The sequence below is a fragment of the Afipia clevelandensis ATCC 49720 genome (assembly GCF_000336555.1).
Lineage (GTDB): Bacteria > Pseudomonadota > Alphaproteobacteria > Rhizobiales > Xanthobacteraceae > Afipia > Afipia clevelandensis.
Window position 1 is genome coordinate 1,440,728 of sequence record NZ_KB375281.1, and the last position, 15,892, is coordinate 1,456,619.

Consider the following 15,892-nt stretch of genomic DNA (forward strand, 5'->3'; position numbering starts at 1 on the left):
TTAAAGTAGCCCCAGTTCGCGCAACTCGCGCCGCATCGGTTCGGGCATCGCGGCGACGCCCTCCGCAGCCTTGCCAAGATCGGGCGGCGCGCTTTTCGGATCGAGGTAGCGCCAGCCCTGGAACGGGCGCATCGGCCGCGGCGACACTGCAATCAGCTTCGGCTCCATCACAAGGCGGCAGCGGCCAATACCATCCTTGTCGCGAAACGGCTCGATGCCGACGATCTTCTCGCGCGCGGCAATCTCGCCCTTGATGACCCAGTAGATCGAACCGCCGTCGAGAATTTCATCAACGCGCTTCGGCGACATGCGCGTCACATGGATGTGGCGCGCGGGCTGTCCCTTCGCCTTGGCCTGCTTCACGCGCTCGGCGATCCAGCCCCTCAGATCCTTGACCGAGGTTGCGCCGACACTGAGCTTGATGAGGTGCAATGGCATTCTGAATCGCGTCCGCGCGATATCCGGGCATCACGCTTCAACTGGAGGATGAGCGATCAGTTATCATCGCTCTGCTTGGGAGGCGCAAGCTGCACCGGCGCTTGTGCACGCGATTTATGCTGCGTAGGCGCGGCCTTCTTCGCGGCCGTCGGCGCGGGCTGCGGATTGATCACGGCTCCGGGGGAACTGCGCGGCGTCGGTGAAGCAGCCGGTTCCGCCGCGGGACGCTGCGCCGCTTGCGAGCCTTGTGCGGCAGGCTCAGGCGTCATGATGTTGATCGGCGGGATCGAGGCGGCGCTCGGGAAATCGCCCGACACCGGGCGTCCGGGAGGCGGCACGGTACCGAGCGCCGCCGCAGCGGCCGTGGATGCGCCTGCCGGAGCTGCGGCGGTCGCAGCCGGCGCGTTCCATGATGCCGCATAGCGTTCGATCAGGCTGTCGTAGAGATTTTCGCTCATGTTCGACGAAATCTGCGCCGAGTTGGTGAGCGACTGGAAGAACGGGCACGGCGCCGAGAGCGAGCACCCTTCCCGCGTCTTGAGAACCTGCGCGACAAGACCATAGCGATCGCGCTCAATGGTCCGGCGCAGTGCATTGAGTTCGGGGGTCATCGCCTTGTTGGCGTTCACGGCGCTGCCAAATGCAGCCAGCCGCGAAACCTGTGCGGCGGTATAGGACACGCCCGCTGCGGCGGTATCGGCGGAGGCAAACAGCGCCTTCTCGCAGGCCGTCTCGACGCTTTCGCCGGCAAGGCCATCCAGACAGGCCAGAGCCGGAAGGGATGGACCGGCGGACACCGTCGCTGATTTCAGATCAGCCGACGCGCCGCTGCCCGACCCGCGCAGCATCATGGTGACGGCGATGCCGATGGCCAGCAGCGTGATCACGGTGAGCGCGCCATTGGCGACCGAGCGCTCGGCGCGAAACAGCGTCACCAGGAGAACAATCGCAAAGAAACCCGCCGCGGCGATGGTCAGCCACATCGGCAAGCTCTGCGAATGCCATAGATTTTCGATTGATGATGCCCAGGCCCGGTTCATGCGAGAATCCCTTCACAACGAACCGGACCAAGCGCCGCAACCGCGGCGAAATTCCGTCAGAGCGGAATCGTCAGGCGACGGCGAGCTGGCTTTCTTTCGCCACGCGCTCGAAGGCTTCGGTCGAACTCTTGATACGATACTGACAATCGTCGCCATCCGTCGGCAGCAGACGGATCACCTCATAGGTTCCGCTCGCGGCAGGCCGTGCCACATTGCTGGCCGTGAAATAGACAGTCTCTCCAACGATGAACTTGTGCTTCAACACCCTGCTCCATCACGCGATACGCGCATTTGGCGGCTTGCGGTTGTCCCCGGCAAAGCCTGTTTGACGCCCGCGGATGGTATAGCATGCCGGAGCCTTATTTGCCAGATAAACCGGCACACAGGGTGAAGCAAAATAACCTTTTTATTACAGTATCTTAATCTGGATTTAGATGCCCTGCGGGTGCCTCAAGGCAGGGTTCAGCCCCGTGCAATGCCGCAATTTTGCCTTGCCGCCCTCACGAAACGATTTGCGGGCAAGTTCAGTGTGTTAGCAGAGCAAGCTCATGCCGAGTGCGGCAGCGTCCCGCCGGGGCTCGCCTTGTCGACTGCGGTCGGCAAAACCTGCGCCAGAACGGTTGAAAGCTGATCCACGGGAATGCCGAACCGTGTGGCGAGTTGCTTCACCACATCGCTTCCCAGAACCTCCTGAATCTGATGCGCGCTGACCGGCAGGTTGGCACCATTGCCGATCCAGGAGGTCACCTGATCGCCGAGTCCCGCCTGCTGCAGCTTGGCGACAATGGCGGACAAGCCGCCCTCACCGCCCTTGCCAAGCACCTCGCTCAGGACAATCGGAATGATCGCCGGATCGAGCTCTTTCGCGGCCCGGGCGGCCATCACGCTGGTGAGCATGTCGAGGATTCCCATTGTGCATTCCTAGTCCGTTTCAAATCGTTCGATGACCAGCGTCTCGGCCAGCGCGTCCCGGGTCCATTGCTGAAATGCCGGATTGGCCAGCATCGCATCCATATAGGCGCGCACTGGCGGCGTCACCTCGATGGCATAGGTGCGGAAACGGTGGATCACCGGAGCATACATCGCATCCGCGCCGCTGAACGCGCCGAACAGATACGGCCCCTGCCCGCCATATTGCGCCCGGCATTCGGTCCAGATCTGCTGGATGCGCGCGATGTTCGCCCTCGCATCGTCCGACAGCGGCTTGGCGCGGATCGGGCGATGGATGTTCATGCCGCATTCGTTGCGCAGCGGCATGAAGCCCGAATGCATTTCGGCGGAGATCGAACGGGCATGCGCGCGCATGGCAACGTCCTGCGGCCACAGCCTCGCGTCCGGAAACCGCTCGGCGGCGTATTCGATGATCGCCAGCGAATCCCACACAGTCAGATCGCCATCGACCAGCGCAGGCACCTTGCCCGAACGGGTCACATCCAGAATACGCTGCTTGTCGGCGGCTCCTGTGTAGAGCGGAATGACGACTTCATCGAAGGCAATTCCCGCGCCCTTCAGCGCGATCCATGGCCGCATCGACCATGAGGAATAGTTCTTGTTGCCGATCACAAGCGTCAAAGCCATGAATTAAAACCTCCGTTCCAAACAATCTTGCCATGCCCGGCGCGCGACAAGCAACCAGCCCTCAAAGCGCTGAAAACCCTTCGCAGCGGGCGGCTTCCTGTCTATCGTAACGGCATTGTCCGGAAGGCATTGAGTCGTGCATCTGTTCGCAACCGCCGATCTGATCGCAATCGCATTTTTCGTCACCGCGTGGATGGTCTACGCGGTCACGCTGGAACGCACATCGCATGGCGCGAACAGCCTGAACGCCCGCATGAGCATCTACCGCGAGGTGTGGGTCCGGCGCATTCTCGACCGCGAGGCCCGAATGGTCGATATGCAGATCATGGCGTCGCTGCAGAACGGCACCGCCTTCTTTGCTTCCACGACCTTGCTGGCGATCGGCGTCGGACTGACATTGCTGCGCTCGACCGAGGAAGCCATGTCGGTCCTTGCCACCCTGCCGTTCGGCATCCGCAGCTCGCCTGCCCTTTGGGAAATCAAATGCGTCGGGCTGGTCGTGATCTTCGTCTATGCCTTCTTCAAGTTCTCATGGGCCTATCGCCTGTTCAACTATGTGGCGATCCTGCTCGGCGCGATGCCTTTCGCGGACAAGCACGATACGCCCGAAGCGCAGTCGCATGTGATGCGCACCACAAAGCTGTTCCAGTCGGCGGGACGGCATTTCAACCGCGGCCAGCGGGCCTTCCTGTTCGCGCTGGGCTATCTCGGCTGGTTCATCAGCCCGTGGGTGCTGATCGCAACCACGCTGGCGATCGTCGTTGTGATGTGGCGGCGGCAGTTCGACTCGGACGCCTATCGCGCGATGTCGCGATAAGATCATTGCCGCGGCCGCGCCGATGCGTCATGGCATGGTCATGAGCAAGCCCGATTCGACAATCACCCCTGCATCGCTGGACGATGCCATCCTCGCCGTGCTGGCGCGCGAGGGCACAAAGACCCTCAGCCCTCCGGAAATCGCTCACGCCATTGCCGAGGGTGATGACTGGCACGATCTCCTGGTGCCGATCCGCAGGTCCGCTGTCGCGCTGGCGCAAGCCGGACGTCTGGTGATCTACCGCAAGGGCAAGCCCGCCGACCCGAACGATTTTCGCGGGGTCTATCGCCTCGGCCTGCCCCGGCATGACTGAAGCATTTCAGTCAAATCAACCGGCGTATCGCTCTGCCACCTCTCCCGTGGGGAGAGGTCGACTTCGCGACAGCGAAGTCGGGTGAGGGCGTAGAATCTCTCGATAGATTGATATCCCCTCACCCCAGCCCTCTCCCCACCGGGAGAGGGAGCGCATCTGAACGCGGCGATACATCGAAAATGAACTACGCCTAGTTGATCTTGCGAGGGCCCGGAAACAATTCGCTGCTGCGTCCGCTCGCCCAATAGGCGATCAATCCGATCCATTCGTGAACGGCAACGTCGGTGCGGGCAAGTCCGGCGCTGAGTGCCGTGAACGGCATCAGGGCATCGCTCCAGCCGCGCGTGCGCCAGTCGACCGGATAGGCCTCGACGTCGAAACCCGCTTTGCGGAACGCGCCGATGGAACGCGGCATGTGGAAGGCCGACGTGACGAGCAGCCAGCGCTCGCCGGGCCTCGGCGACACCAGCTTGCGCGTGAACTCGGCATTCTCGGCGGTGGTGCGGGAGTCGCTTTCCAGCACGATCCGCGACGCCTGCGTTCCGAAATCCTGCAACAGATCGCCCGCGATCGGCGCTTCCGGAACCGCCTCCTGGATGAGATTTGCACTGCCACCGCTGAACACGATGCGCGCCTGCGGATACCGGCGGGCGAGTTGCAGCATCGTGACGATGCGCTCGGCGGAGGCATCCATTTCCAGCGACCCGCGCGCCTGGCTGCGTTCAGGGTCGATGGAGCCGCCGAGAACGATGATCCCGTCGGGCGTGCGGCCCGCCGCGCTCCACGCCGGGAAACGTTCGGTCAGCGGCAGCAGCAGCAGATTGCCGAGGGACGAATATCCGCACACCAGAAGCAGAAGGATTCCGAGCGCGAGAATGCGCGTCCCCGCCTTGCGCAGGCGCGTAAGCAGCAGGACCGCGCCAAGCGCGCACAGGATCGCCACCGTGTTGGACGGCACGACGAAAAAGCCGGCTATTTTTGAAAGATTGAAAAACATACGGACAGCGCGGCCTTCGAGTTCGGATGCTTGCCTCTGCTTGGGCGATCATCGCCGCGAGATCAAGCCACCCTCAATCCCATTTCGGCGCGAAACCAAAATCGACAATGCGGCCCCCGCGCGTTCCCATGGCAAAGATCTCGCCCATCTCCTCGTCGGTCAGATCGAAATCGAAAATCGCGAGATTTTCCGACAGGCGTTCGATTTTCGAGGTGCGTGGAATGGCGACGACGCCCTGCTGGATCAGCCAGCGCAAACAGATTTGCGCCGCCGTCTTCCGATAGCGTGCCGCGATCCGCGTCAGCACTTCCGCATTCTTGACACGGCCTTTCGCCACGGGGCTGTAGGCCACCAGCGCCAGATCGTGCGCGCCGCAGGCGGCCAGAACCTTGGCCTGGTCGAGATAGGGGTGATACTCGACCTGATTGCAGACCAGCGGCGCAGGCGACTTTGCAACCGCCTCCTCGATCAGCGCCACCGTGAAATTCGAGATGCCGATATGGCGCGTCAGACCGAGCCTTTGCGCCTCGGCAAGACCGCCGAGTGTCTCTTCCAGCGGTACCTGCGGATTCGGCCAGTGCAGAAGCAGCAGATCGACCTCGCTCATGCGCAGATGAACGAGGCTTTCCTTCGTTGAGCGCAGCAGATCGTTCGGCGCAAAATGCGTGGTCCAGACCTTGGTGGTCACGAACACATCCGGCCGCCTGACGCCGGAGGCGCGCACGCCTTCGCCGACATCGCGCTCGTTCTCGTACATCTGCGCGGTGTCGATATGGCGATAACCAAGCCGCAGCGCCTGCTCGACAAGCCGCGCGCAGGTGCGCCCGCGCAACTCCCAGGTCCCAAGGCCGATTGCCGGGATGCTGGCGCCATTTGCCTCAACGGTCTGCATGTCCTGCCTCAGCGCGGCGTATCTCTCTGCGCGAGCGCTGCGAAAACCATCTCGGGTTCGCGCGCAATAACTGTCAGCAGCGCGCGGGCCGGTCCGCGCGGCGAGCGCTTACCCTGCTCCCAGTTGCGGATGGTCTCAAGGGGAACGCCAAGGCGCGCGGCGAATTCGGCCTGGGTCAGTTTGGCGCGCAGGCGCAAATCCCGCACAATAGGAGTTCCCTGCGGTGCCGCCGGTGCAACGTTCGGCATGTCGGGAACCAGCGGCGCTTCCCGCCCGTCACGCAGTTCGACGATCCGCCCGTCCGCCTTCAGCCGTAGCCGCTGCATGTGCAACCCTCCGTGATCCTGAAGGGTCGGCCCGCGTGGTTAATCGCGGGTTAACAAGATGGCTCTGGTGGTCCGATTCTAACATTCGCCTCCCATTTACGCAGGCACCTCAGCGAATGTTAGAATCAAAGGACCACCAGCAAACTGTAAATTCTGGGTGGAGTTTGGATTTGACACTCGCTTTGCGAATCCCCGGGGAGACGGACAGCGAGTGTCAAATCCACTCCACTCGCCGTCCGGAAAGTTGAGGTTCCGGACGGCGCTATTTTGATTACCTCATGCGCGCGTAGGCGTTGCGCCACGAATGGCGCCGGTGCCCACCGCCGTGCGCGAAGCGCAGCCCCATCTCACGGCCGCCGCCGGCGTCGTAGGAAATGTGGATGTGCTGAACGCGGCCGGCGTCGGTCGAATAGCCGCCGCTCCAGCCCTTGAGCTGCGCGTAGATGCAGCCATAAGGCCCGCGCACGTCCACCGCCTTGCCTTGCGCGTGAAGCGACATGCGCCGCGTTCCGGCGATGCGCGTGTGACGGACACCCGAGATCGCATGCGTGCCCGGACAGGCCGCCTGAATGGAGGCGAGCTTGGCGGCAAGCGGCCCGACAAGGCCGGCAGAATAGCCTTCCGATGCAGCGGCAGCGCGCGAGGCAGCCGTGCGCGGCGGGGCAGGTTCAAACATTGCGCGCTGCGCGCGTTGAAGCGCGCGCTGCTGGCGGCGGCTCAGGCGCGGCGATGGCTCCATCATGGACAACGAAGGCTCTGCGCGGCGCTGTTTGCGCTGACGGGCATGGACGGGATTGTCGACACCGATGCACGGCATGGTGACATTGCATTCGGGCGAAACGGCCGGCGTGCGAACGCGCGCTTCGGCCAGCGATGACAGCGCACACAGCGCCGCCACGGCGGTGATGGTTCGGATCAAAATTTTTAGCTCCGGAAATATGCGTCACGGACGGCCGCATCGGGCAAGGTCCGGATCGCGAAGGTGTAGGAAGCCGCGCGGCTCAAGGCGTTTCGCGGCATGCGACAGAGTGTGTTTTATCGGCACGGATGGCGACAATGAGGCACACAGATGACAAGCCCCGATGCTGACGCATCGAACCCATGCCGAAACGGGTAGCATTAACGTTTCAGGCGGTTACGAGGCGCCGGCGCCGATGAATGAGCGCGCCTCATGTCACGAAACAACCCTGATTTGCAGTGCATTTCACCGCCTGCCAATCGACATCGGCGCAGCCGGTGCTAAATGTGCAGCGACGAACCGCAGTGCCGTTGAGGACTCTTCCGTGATGACCGCGTCGAAAGCCGTGATGTTTGCGCTGCTGGCGTCGTCGTTCGTGACGGCCGCGCACGCCGCCGACTGTCCGCGCAAGGACGCGCTCGGCACCTCGCGTGTCATGACGCTCGATCCGCAGGCATTTCCCCGCATCGGGCTCAAGAGCTTTCCGCAAACGCTGCCGCTTGCGGACAAGGAAGTGGTGCTGACCTTTGACGACGGCCCCTTCCCTGCAACCACCACCAAGATTCTGGCCGCACTCGCCAGCGAATGCGTGCGGGCGACGTTCTTCCTGATCGGGCGGAATGCCGAAGCCAATCCGGGCATCGTCAGATTGATCGCAGCCGGCGGCCACAGCATCGGTCATCACACCTGGTCGCACCGCCCGCTCGACAGGATCGGCGAGGCACAGGCGATCGAGGAGATCAATCGCGGGATCGCCGCCGATGAAAAGGCGCTGCATGGCGTCGCGACATCCGTCCCTTCGACACCGTTTTTCCGCTTTCCCGGCTTTGCGTCGACGCCCGCTTTGCTGACCAGTCTGCAGTCGCGCGGCATCGCGGTCTTCGGCGCCGACCTCTGGGCCAGCGACTGGAATCCCATGACGCCGGAGCAGCAGTTGAACCTGATCATCCAGCGGCTCGACTATGAAGGGAAAGGGATTGTCCTTTTCCATGACACCAAGGCACAGACCGCCAAAATGTTGCCCGCCTTCCTGCAGTATCTGCGGCGGAACGGCTACAAGGTCGTTCATCTGGCTGCGCCCCGCGCGATCAAAAGCTCCATGAACGAGCAATCGCGCCCGGTTCGCGCGAATTAATCCGGCGTTCACAGCACTGGCGGTAAGCCATCGGCGGTGTGCCCTGCTCACAGGTTCTCCATGCGCCGAACACTCATCCTCAATCGCACGACATTGCTGGCGCTTGGCCTGCTCACGGCGGCCACGAGCCTGGTACCCGCGACGGCCCATGCCGAGGCCTGCCCCGGCAATCCGAACGCGCTCGGCACCTCGCGCACCATCGTCGTGGATCCGAAGGAACATCCACGGATCGGCACCATGCAGTATGGCGAGACGCTGCCGCTCCAGGACCACGAGGTCGTCCTGACATTCGACGACGGACCGCTTCCCGCCCATACCAATGCCATCCTGGACATCCTTGCCTCGGAATGCGTGAAGGCGACTTTCTTCATGGTCGGGCGCATGGCGAAGGAGTTTCCGCAGGATGTGCGCCGGGTCCGTGACGCGGGCCACACCATCGGCACCCACAGCGAAAATCATCCCACCTTCTTCGGCAAGTTGCCGCCCGAACGCATGGCGGCAGAAATCGACGACGGCATCGCCCATGTCTCGGCTGCTCTTGGCGACGCCTCCCAGCTTGCGCCGTTCTTTCGCATTCCCGGCCTGCGCCGCGGCGACCTGCTCGAGGCTGAACTCAGCAAGCGCGGCCTCATGACCTGGAGCGCGGATTTCCCCGCCGACGACTGGCGGCACATTTCCTCGACGCAGGTGGTGAACTACGCGCTGTCGCGGCTCGAGGCAAAGGGCAAAGGCGTGCTGCTGCTGCACGATATCCAGGCGCGCACGCAGGCGGCCCTTCCCGTGATCCTTCAACAACTCAAGGCGCGGGGGTACAGGATTGTTCACGTCGTGCCCGCGACGCCGGATCGGCCCAAGACACCGACCGAGCCTGCGCAGTGGGTGCCTCACTGGATTCATGGCCCGGCGGTCGCGGCGAAAGCGCCGGCGGTCTTTGCATTCGGCGCTGTTGAGACGCCGCTCCACAATGCCTCGCGATCAATGCGTTCGGTCTGGCTGATGCGGCAGAAGCCTGCACGCGCGGCTGCGCTGATCCCGCATGCCTCATCGGCTCTCGCTCTGCATGGCAAGGGACCGCGGCCAATGGGCGTGATGGCGGCGAAAAAGCAAAGCCTGACGCGGCTCCCCCAGTCTCATCCCGTCCGCAAGAACGAGGTGATGTCCGCACCCGTCGTCAAGCCGATCAAGACCGGCAGCCGTACCGACGGGCCTCCCGGTCCTAACATCCGCTAAAAAGCCGCCCGGCAAGACCGGGCGGCTGAAATTCGATCGGCGAATCTGCCGCGTGCGCGCTCAGGCTATTTGCCTTCCTTGCTGGCGCCGGGCTGAACGGTGTTCGGCGATGTCTGCGACGTTCCGCCGGCGTTCAATGAACCCGGCACCGTCGCCCGATCCTGCTTCGACATTCCGGTCGTGTTCGAGCTGTTGTTGCGCATGGCGCCGCCCGCCTTCATGTCCTTGCCTGGCTTCATTCCCCCAGACTTCGCACTCGGCTGGCCACCCTGACCTTCCGCGTTCTGCGCCATCGCGCCGGTCGCCGTCAGAGCCAGCGCGCAGATTCCTGCAACCAAGACCTTCTTCATACGTCTCTCCTGTTGTTTCCTGCCGCCTTGCCAACAGCACAAACGCAAGCGTGTTCCTGAGGAACATCGGAAAACGGCGGAGTCCTTGGGTGTGGAACGCCCATGCGGCCGGAATCCACCAGCCGATAACAGCAAAGATGCTGACTGGAACCGAAAACGGAACAATTTCAATGATTTTTGAGGTGTGGTGCGCTCGGAGGGACTCGAACCCCCACCCTGTTACGGACTGCCACCTCAAGGCAGCGCGTCTACCAATTCCGCCACGAGCGCTAGAAGACCGGCCCGGGATTCGTGCCCGGAGCGGATCGACGGCGCCCGTGTAACAAATCAGGATTGGACGGACAAGAGCCAGAACAAGGCTTTATCCAATGGTTTGCGGACTATCTGTGGTCCGACGCCCGGGGCAGCATCTGCTTGACTTCGACCGCAATTCGATTGCGGTTCACCACCACCACCCCGCTGGCGACCGGCAGGTTGTTGGCCAGCACCTTGACCTCGTCCTGCTCCGTCGCATCCAGTTCGATGATCGCGCCGCGGCTCAGGCGCATCACCTGATGGATCGGCATCGAGGTGGTTCCGAGAACCACCATCAGATCGACGGAGACGTTATCGAGGGTTGGCACTTTGACTTCCGCATCCACAAATGAACGATAGCTCCAGATCACCACGGTTATGGTTACCCAATGGTTAATGCCCTTCAGACCCGGCGCGAAGACCCTGCCTTAACGTCGTTTTTCGCCCGGTCCGGCCCTCCCGCCGAATGGCGGGTCGCCGATTCGCCGGTGGCCTATCAGGAGGCGCTGGACGTCATGGAGCAACGGGCCGCGGACATCGCTGCCGGTCACGCCCCTGAACTGGTCTGGCTGCTGGAGCACCCGCCGCTCTACACGTCGGGCACGAGCGCCCGGCCGGACGACCTGATCGACGCCCGGTTTCCGGTGTTCGCCACCGGCCGCGGCGGACAGTTTACCTATCACGGGCCTGGCCAGCGGGTGGTCTATCTGATGCTCGACCTCAAGCGCCGCCGCCCGGATGTGCGCGCCTATGTGGCCAGCCTCGAACAGTTCACGATCCGCGCCCTCGCCGCCTTCAATGTTCGGGGCGAACGGCGGGAGGATCGCGTCGGCGTCTGGGTGGCGCGGCCGGAGAAAGGCCCCACCCACGAGGACAAGATCGCCGCCATCGGCGTGCGTCTGAAACGCTGGGTCAGCCTTCACGGCATTTCGATCAACGTCGAGCCGGACCTGTCGCATTTCTCGGGAATCGTCCCCTGTGGCGTGCAGGACCCGCGCCACGGCGTCACCAGCCTTGTCGATCTCGGCCTGCCGGTCACGATGCACGACGTGGATGTGGCCCTGAAGCAGGCTTTTGAAGAGGTCTTCGGGGCCTGACGGCCATCGGTCCCGGCTTGCCAGCGCTGGCCGTCCGTGGCGTAATCAGGCCGCAATCTGGAAATGCGCAGGGAATTTTAGACAGACCGCTATCGTCCGCAGACACCGCTCATTCGTGTGCCGTCGCTCTCAGGGGCAAAGGTCAACGCCATGCATGTGGATGTCATCACAAGCCGGGACGCATTGCTCCGCATTCGGAGCAATTGGGAGGCTGTGTATCAAGCGGACCCCGAAGCGCAGCTTTACATGTCATGGACATGGATCGCCGGATGGTTCGAGAAACTCGGCTGCCAGTGGATCGTTCTCGGCGCGAAGTCCACCGCCACTTCACCGGATTACGTCGGCTTCCTCCCGCTGCAATTGCGAACCGAACAGAACCGCGACGGCAGCTTTCGCAATGAACTGCGCACCGGCGGCGGCTATTTCGCCGGCTACACCGGTTTCATCTGTGATCCGCAGTTTGAGAAAGATGCCATCACCGCTTTTGCGGACCGGACGAAGCAACTGAACTGGTCGCGGCTGCACCTGGAAAACGTCTTTGCATCGCCGGACCGTCTCAATCTGTTCCTGAGTCAATTTTCCTCACCCGGTTTCGTCACCGAGAAGGTTCAGCGCCCCGACGATGGCGACGGTATCGACCACGACATCTATGTCTATGTGAACCTTCCCGAGAGCTGGGACGCCTTCCTCTATGAGCGGCTCGACGCGAAAGCGCGGCGAAATGCGCGTGCCGCGCTTCGGCAGGCGGAGGACGGCGAATACAGGATCACAACCCCTACACCCGATACGATCAGCGACGACATCGAGGCGCTGCTGAAATTCTGGGAGTTGCAATGGGCGGAAAAGCTCGCCGCGCGCTACAATCCGCGCCTGCCCATTGGCATGATGGCGAACTTCCGCAACATGCTGCATTGCTGCTTCGTCGACAACGCGCTGTATCTGCCAATGCTCTGGCAAGGCGATCACCGGATCGGCATTCAGGCCAGCCTGATCGACTGGAAGAACAAGTCGCTGATCAGCCTGCTCAACGGACGCGATCGTAACGTCAAGCGCCCGCCTCCCGGCTTCGTGCTGCATCTGCAATGCGTGCGCTGGGGCATCGAGAACGGCTTCAAGGTCTATGACCTGCAGACCGGAGACTTTCCCTACAAATATGATTTCGGCGGTATCGAACGGCGGGTCGAATGCCTGCGTATCAGCACACAGGACCTGCGCAACCTGCGCGGCACGCTCGAACCCCTGAGCGTGCCGGTGGTTCTTGGCCGCGCCATGCGGATGGAAAAGGACGGTGATCTTGCTGGCGCGGCGCGCGCCTGCAGGCAGATTCTCGAAGCCGATCCGCGGCACGCAGAGGCCACACGGTTACTCAAGAAGCTCGACGCAAGCGAGCGCCGCAACGTGCCGGCTGATCTCACCACTGCGAAGATCCTTCACCAGCGCGGCCGGATCGCGGAAGCCGAGAAAGCCTATCGGTCTATTCTGGAGTCCGAACCCAAACACGCCGAGGCGGCCTACCTTCTTGGCGTCCTTCTGCTCCAGCAGCACAGGTTTGAGGCCGCGGAACGTCAGATCGCACGGGCGATCGACCTTCAACCTGCCGCGCCCATGCTTCACTACAACCGGGGCGTCGCGCTTCAGCATCTCGGGCGCGCGAGGGACGCGCTTGCGAGTTTCAATTCAGCCATTGCGCTGAAGCCGGACTACGAACTGGCGCTGGTCCAGCGCAACAGCATCCTGAAAGCCGCTCCGAACATCGGCGTCGATCAAAGTCTTTCCTGAGACGTGGCGTCCGTTGCCAGTCATGGCCGGGTTTGCCCGGGCCATGACCGCAACGATAGCGGCTTCGGTCACGCCGCCGCACTGCGCGGCGCAACTGCGAGCTTGCCGGCGATATAGCGGCGCTCCTGCGTCAACCCGCCGAAACCGTAAGCATCCGCGCGCGCATCGTGCACGTAGATATAACTCTCGTTGTGCAGCGGCCCGAGCAGGTCATCCATCGTCTTGAAGGTAGCGGCGATGAAATCCGCCTTCTCGTCCTTGCTGTTGGTGCCATCCGAGATGTGGATGTCGACCCAAACGCTGGCGAGCTTCTGCTCGGTCAGCGAGCGACCGCCCGCGAACCAGTCCGACGGATCGACGGACTGCACGATGACAGCCGTGACGTTCGGGTCCTTGTGCAGGATGTCAGCCGACAACCTGGTGACGGCGGCGGCGATGTCGGCCTTGGGAACCTGACGTTGCGAGGTGTACTGGACTGTAATGAGGGGCATGGTCGTGTCTCCTGTCTTGCGCATCAGCGCGTAACAGGAAGCTAGACCTCTCCGCATCATATTGGTATCTTATGTTATGTAATATCAATCATAACGATACATGATGATGAAATGACCACGCTCGATATCCCGACGGTACAGGCCTTCCTGCTGGTGGCCGAGTTGCAGAGCTTCACCCGCGCCGCCGAGGTGCTCGGCACGACGCAGGCCAGCGTCAGCATGAAGCTGCAACGGCTGGAAGCGGCACTCGGAAAGCGTCTGGTGGAACGCTCGCCCCGCGCAGTCCGTCTCACCGCGGACGGTACTGAATTTCAGGAATACGCCCGCGCCTTGATGACGGCTCATGACCGGGCGCTGTCGGGATCGGCGCCGATCATTCAACAACTGACGCTTGGCATCAGCGATCATGCCGCCGGTCCTGAACTCGTCCCCATTCTTGAAAAGATGAATGACGCATCGTCGTCGCTGACGCTGGCTGTCACCATCGACTTCTCGCGCACGCTGCTCGATGCGTTCGACAACGGAGACCTCGACGCCGTGGTGGTGCGGCAGGAAGGTAGCCGCCGCGGCGGAGAAACACTCTGCACCGACGACTTCGGATGGTTCGCATCGCCGTCGTTCCGCTGGAGCAAGGGCGAAACGCTGCCTGTCGCGGCCCTCGCCGCGCCCTGCGGCGTGCGCGCAATGGCCATTCGCGCACTCGACAAGCGCCGAGTCAAATGGACCGAAGCCTTCATCGGCGGCGGTGTCAGCGCGGTCGTGGCTGCCGCGGCGGCTGGACTTGCCGTTGCGCCGCTCGCGAAGCGGATCGCGCCGGCCGGCATGGTCGATGTCGGAATGGCGTTCGGCCTCCCGACACTCGGCGCATCGAAAGTGATGCTCTATTCGCGCGTCAGCGATGCCTCGAAGCGTGCGGCGCTGCGGATTCTCGCCGCGACCTTCCGCAAGGAGGCTGCAAGGTAGCCCGCGTTTCACATCGTCGGAAGAACGGAAAACATTTCGCCGACGCCGCGCAGCTTCAGCATGTCCTCTGTGGCTGGCTGGTTATCCACAACGGACACGCGCGCCATGCCGGGACCGTGCCGGCATTTTTCGATCAGCGCGGCGACGATATCATCCGATCCGAACAGCACAGCTTCGACTGAACCGTCCTTGCGGTTGCGCGCCCAGCCGCCAAGTCCGCACGTCTCGGCCTCGTCCGCAAGCCATGCGCGATAACCGACGCCCTGCACCTTGCCTCTCACGACGATGTGGCGGATGACATCGGCCATCGCAGCACCTGTATGGCGTTACTTCTTCAACCCCAGAAACTCCGCGATACGCGCCTTCACGGCGGCGTCGCGCATCACGCGATTCGTCAGTTCGCTGGATGGTAAGCCTTTGAGGTTTTTCGGCGATGTTCCGTCACGCAGTTCCTTCAGTGTCTGATAAACCGCCTGGGTTGCTGCGGCGATCGGCGCATGTCCCTGATTGGCGACACGCACGCGCTGGCTGGCGAGAAATGCGGTATCGGCAAGTTCGCCGTCCGCGCTGCCCATGATGATCGGCAGCTTGGTCGCGGCGGCAATGGCCTGCAATTCGGCGCGTGTCTTCAGCCCGGTGAAGAACAGCGCATCGACGCCGGTTGTCTCATAGGCTTTTGCACGCGCCACCGCATCTTCGATATTGGTAATCGCCGCCGCACCGGTGCGGCCGACAATCACAAGCGACAGATCGGAACGGCCACTGAGCGCGGCCTTCATCTTGCCGACACCCTCGTCGATCGAAATCACCTGCGGCTTCGCCTGCCCATAGGCCTGCGGCAGCAACGTGTCCTCGATGGTGAGACCCGCCGCGCCGGCCGCTTCCAGTTCCTGCACCATGCGGCGGACATTCAGCGCGTTGCCGTAACCGTGATCGGCATCGACCAGCACCGGAATGTTTCCGGCGCGGCAGATGCGCCGCACCTGCTCGGCGAGTTCAGAGAGCGTGATCAGCAACAGATCCGGATCGCCGAGAATGGTCAGCGAGGCTGCCGAGCCGCCGAACAGGCCAAGCTCGAAGCCGACATCTTCAGCAATGCGTGCCGAGATCGGATCGTAAACCGATCCCGGCTTGATGACGTCCTTGCCCGACAGGATCGCCCGGAACGCTTCGCGCTTTTCCTGCGGGACCATG

At 62.8% G+C, this 15,892-nt stretch carries 21 protein-coding genes and 1 tRNA gene; 7 read left to right on the forward strand and 15 right to left on the reverse strand.

The window, feature by feature from the left end; genetic code table 11:
- The 5 genes from HMPREF9696_RS06615 to HMPREF9696_RS06635 all read right to left on the reverse strand — a co-directional run bounded on the left by HMPREF9696_RS06615 (nt 1) and on the right by HMPREF9696_RS06635 (nt 3,056).
- Nucleotides 1–438, reverse strand: coding sequence for a DUF1489 family protein (locus HMPREF9696_RS06615; protein WP_002712196.1), 438 nt, complete (start codon nt 436–438; stop codon nt 1–3).
- Between the two features lie 56 nt (nt 439–494).
- Nucleotides 495–1,478, reverse strand: coding sequence for a hypothetical protein (locus HMPREF9696_RS06620; protein ID WP_040301230.1), 984 nt, complete (start codon nt 1,476–1,478; stop codon nt 495–497).
- A gap of 70 nt (nt 1,479–1,548) precedes the next feature.
- Nucleotides 1,549–1,740, reverse strand: a complete 192-nt coding sequence (locus HMPREF9696_RS06625) for a hypothetical protein (RefSeq protein WP_002712198.1) — start codon at nt 1,738–1,740, stop codon at nt 1,549–1,551.
- A gap of 284 nt (nt 1,741–2,024) precedes the next feature.
- A complete protein-coding gene (locus tag HMPREF9696_RS06630; RefSeq protein WP_002712199.1) occupies nt 2,025–2,390 on the reverse strand; it encodes a YidB family protein in 366 nt (121 codons plus the stop codon).
- A gap of 9 nt (nt 2,391–2,399) precedes the next feature.
- Nucleotides 2,400–3,056, reverse strand: coding sequence for a glutathione S-transferase family protein (locus HMPREF9696_RS06635; protein WP_002712200.1), 657 nt, complete (start codon nt 3,054–3,056; stop codon nt 2,400–2,402).
- 136 nt (nt 3,057–3,192) lie between these two features.
- On the opposite strand from HMPREF9696_RS06635, the gene HMPREF9696_RS06640 reads away from it, so the two are divergent.
- Both HMPREF9696_RS06640 and HMPREF9696_RS06645 read left to right on the forward strand, forming a co-directional pair.
- Nucleotides 3,193–3,873 carry a DUF599 domain-containing protein gene (locus tag HMPREF9696_RS06640; protein ID WP_002712201.1) on the forward strand — a complete coding sequence of 227 codons (681 nt, stop codon included), beginning with the start codon at nt 3,193–3,195 and terminating at the stop codon, nt 3,871–3,873.
- 22 nt (nt 3,874–3,895) lie between these two features.
- Nucleotides 3,896–4,186: a DUF3253 domain-containing protein gene (locus HMPREF9696_RS06645; protein ID WP_002712202.1), complete on the forward strand. Its 291-nt coding sequence runs from the start codon at nt 3,896–3,898 to the stop codon at nt 4,184–4,186.
- 190 nt (nt 4,187–4,376) lie between these two features.
- Here the strand turns inward: HMPREF9696_RS06645 and HMPREF9696_RS06650 are convergent, their stop codons facing one another.
- The 4 genes from HMPREF9696_RS06650 to HMPREF9696_RS06665 form a co-directional block, all read right to left on the reverse strand.
- Nucleotides 4,377–5,183, reverse strand: a complete 807-nt coding sequence (locus HMPREF9696_RS06650) for a YdcF family protein (protein ID WP_002712203.1) — start codon at nt 5,181–5,183, stop codon at nt 4,377–4,379.
- A 73-nt stretch (nt 5,184–5,256) separates the two neighbouring features.
- On the reverse strand, nt 5,257–6,075 hold the full coding sequence (locus HMPREF9696_RS06655; RefSeq protein ID WP_002712204.1) for an aldo/keto reductase: 819 nt from the start codon (nt 6,073–6,075) through the stop codon (nt 5,257–5,259).
- An 8-nt stretch (nt 6,076–6,083) separates the two neighbouring features.
- Nucleotides 6,084–6,401 (reverse strand): helix-turn-helix domain-containing protein, encoded by a 318-nt coding sequence (locus tag HMPREF9696_RS06660; RefSeq protein ID WP_002712205.1) that lies wholly within the window; start codon nt 6,399–6,401, stop codon nt 6,084–6,086.
- Between the two features lie 271 nt (nt 6,402–6,672).
- Entirely contained in the window at nt 6,673–7,320 is a 648-nt protein-coding gene (locus tag HMPREF9696_RS06665; RefSeq protein WP_002712206.1) for a hypothetical protein, read from the reverse strand.
- Nucleotides 7,321–7,687: 367 nt separating this feature from the next.
- Between HMPREF9696_RS06665 and HMPREF9696_RS06670 the strand changes: the two genes are divergently transcribed.
- On the forward strand, nt 7,688–8,494 hold the full coding sequence (locus tag HMPREF9696_RS06670) for a polysaccharide deacetylase family protein (RefSeq protein ID WP_002712207.1): 807 nt from the start codon (nt 7,688–7,690) through the stop codon (nt 8,492–8,494).
- A 60-nt stretch (nt 8,495–8,554) separates the two neighbouring features.
- A complete protein-coding gene (locus tag HMPREF9696_RS06675; protein WP_002712208.1) occupies nt 8,555–9,724 on the forward strand; it encodes a polysaccharide deacetylase family protein in 1,170 nt (389 codons plus the stop codon).
- Between the two features lie 65 nt (nt 9,725–9,789).
- Here HMPREF9696_RS06675 and HMPREF9696_RS06680 read toward each other — a convergent pair whose 3' ends face one another.
- The 3 genes from HMPREF9696_RS06680 to HMPREF9696_RS06690 all read right to left on the reverse strand — a co-directional run bounded on the left by HMPREF9696_RS06680 (nt 9,790) and on the right by HMPREF9696_RS06690 (nt 10,697).
- Complete coding sequence (locus tag HMPREF9696_RS06680) at nt 9,790–10,074, reverse strand: hypothetical protein (protein ID WP_002712209.1); 285 nt, start codon at nt 10,072–10,074, stop codon at nt 9,790–9,792.
- Nucleotides 10,075–10,259: 185 nt separating this feature from the next.
- Nucleotides 10,260–10,344, reverse strand: a tRNA-Leu gene (locus HMPREF9696_RS06685).
- Between the two features lie 110 nt (nt 10,345–10,454).
- On the reverse strand, nt 10,455–10,697 hold the full coding sequence (locus HMPREF9696_RS06690) for a FliM/FliN family flagellar motor switch protein (RefSeq protein WP_040301864.1): 243 nt from the start codon (nt 10,695–10,697) through the stop codon (nt 10,455–10,457).
- A gap of 60 nt (nt 10,698–10,757) precedes the next feature.
- On the opposite strand from HMPREF9696_RS06690, the gene lipB reads away from it, so the two are divergent.
- Entirely contained in the window at nt 10,758–11,465 is a 708-nt protein-coding gene (gene lipB / locus HMPREF9696_RS06695; RefSeq protein WP_002712211.1) for a lipoyl(octanoyl) transferase LipB, read from the forward strand.
- Nucleotides 11,466–11,711: 246 nt separating this feature from the next.
- A complete protein-coding gene (locus tag HMPREF9696_RS06700; RefSeq protein WP_245259210.1) occupies nt 11,712–13,244 on the forward strand; it encodes a GNAT family N-acetyltransferase in 1,533 nt (510 codons plus the stop codon).
- A gap of 68 nt (nt 13,245–13,312) precedes the next feature.
- On the opposite strand, the gene HMPREF9696_RS06705 is transcribed toward HMPREF9696_RS06700, so the two are convergent.
- Nucleotides 13,313–13,735 carry a tautomerase family protein gene (locus HMPREF9696_RS06705; protein WP_002712213.1) on the reverse strand — a complete coding sequence of 141 codons (423 nt, stop codon included), beginning with the start codon at nt 13,733–13,735 and terminating at the stop codon, nt 13,313–13,315.
- 111 nt (nt 13,736–13,846) lie between these two features.
- On the opposite strand from HMPREF9696_RS06705, the gene HMPREF9696_RS06710 reads away from it, so the two are divergent.
- Entirely contained in the window at nt 13,847–14,698 is an 852-nt protein-coding gene (locus HMPREF9696_RS06710; protein ID WP_002712214.1) for a LysR family transcriptional regulator, read from the forward strand.
- 8 nt (nt 14,699–14,706) lie between these two features.
- Here HMPREF9696_RS06710 and HMPREF9696_RS06715 read toward each other — a convergent pair whose 3' ends face one another.
- Together HMPREF9696_RS06715 and HMPREF9696_RS06720 are read right to left on the reverse strand one after the other, a co-directional pair.
- The gene (locus HMPREF9696_RS06715) at nt 14,707–15,006 is read right to left on the reverse strand and encodes an acylphosphatase (RefSeq protein WP_002712215.1); all 300 of its coding nucleotides are present in this window, start codon (nt 15,004–15,006) and stop codon (nt 14,707–14,709) included.
- A gap of 18 nt (nt 15,007–15,024) precedes the next feature.
- Nucleotides 15,025–15,891, reverse strand: a complete 867-nt coding sequence (locus HMPREF9696_RS06720) for an isocitrate lyase/PEP mutase family protein (RefSeq protein ID WP_002712216.1) — start codon at nt 15,889–15,891, stop codon at nt 15,025–15,027.
- Nucleotide 15,892 lies beyond the last annotated feature (1 nt).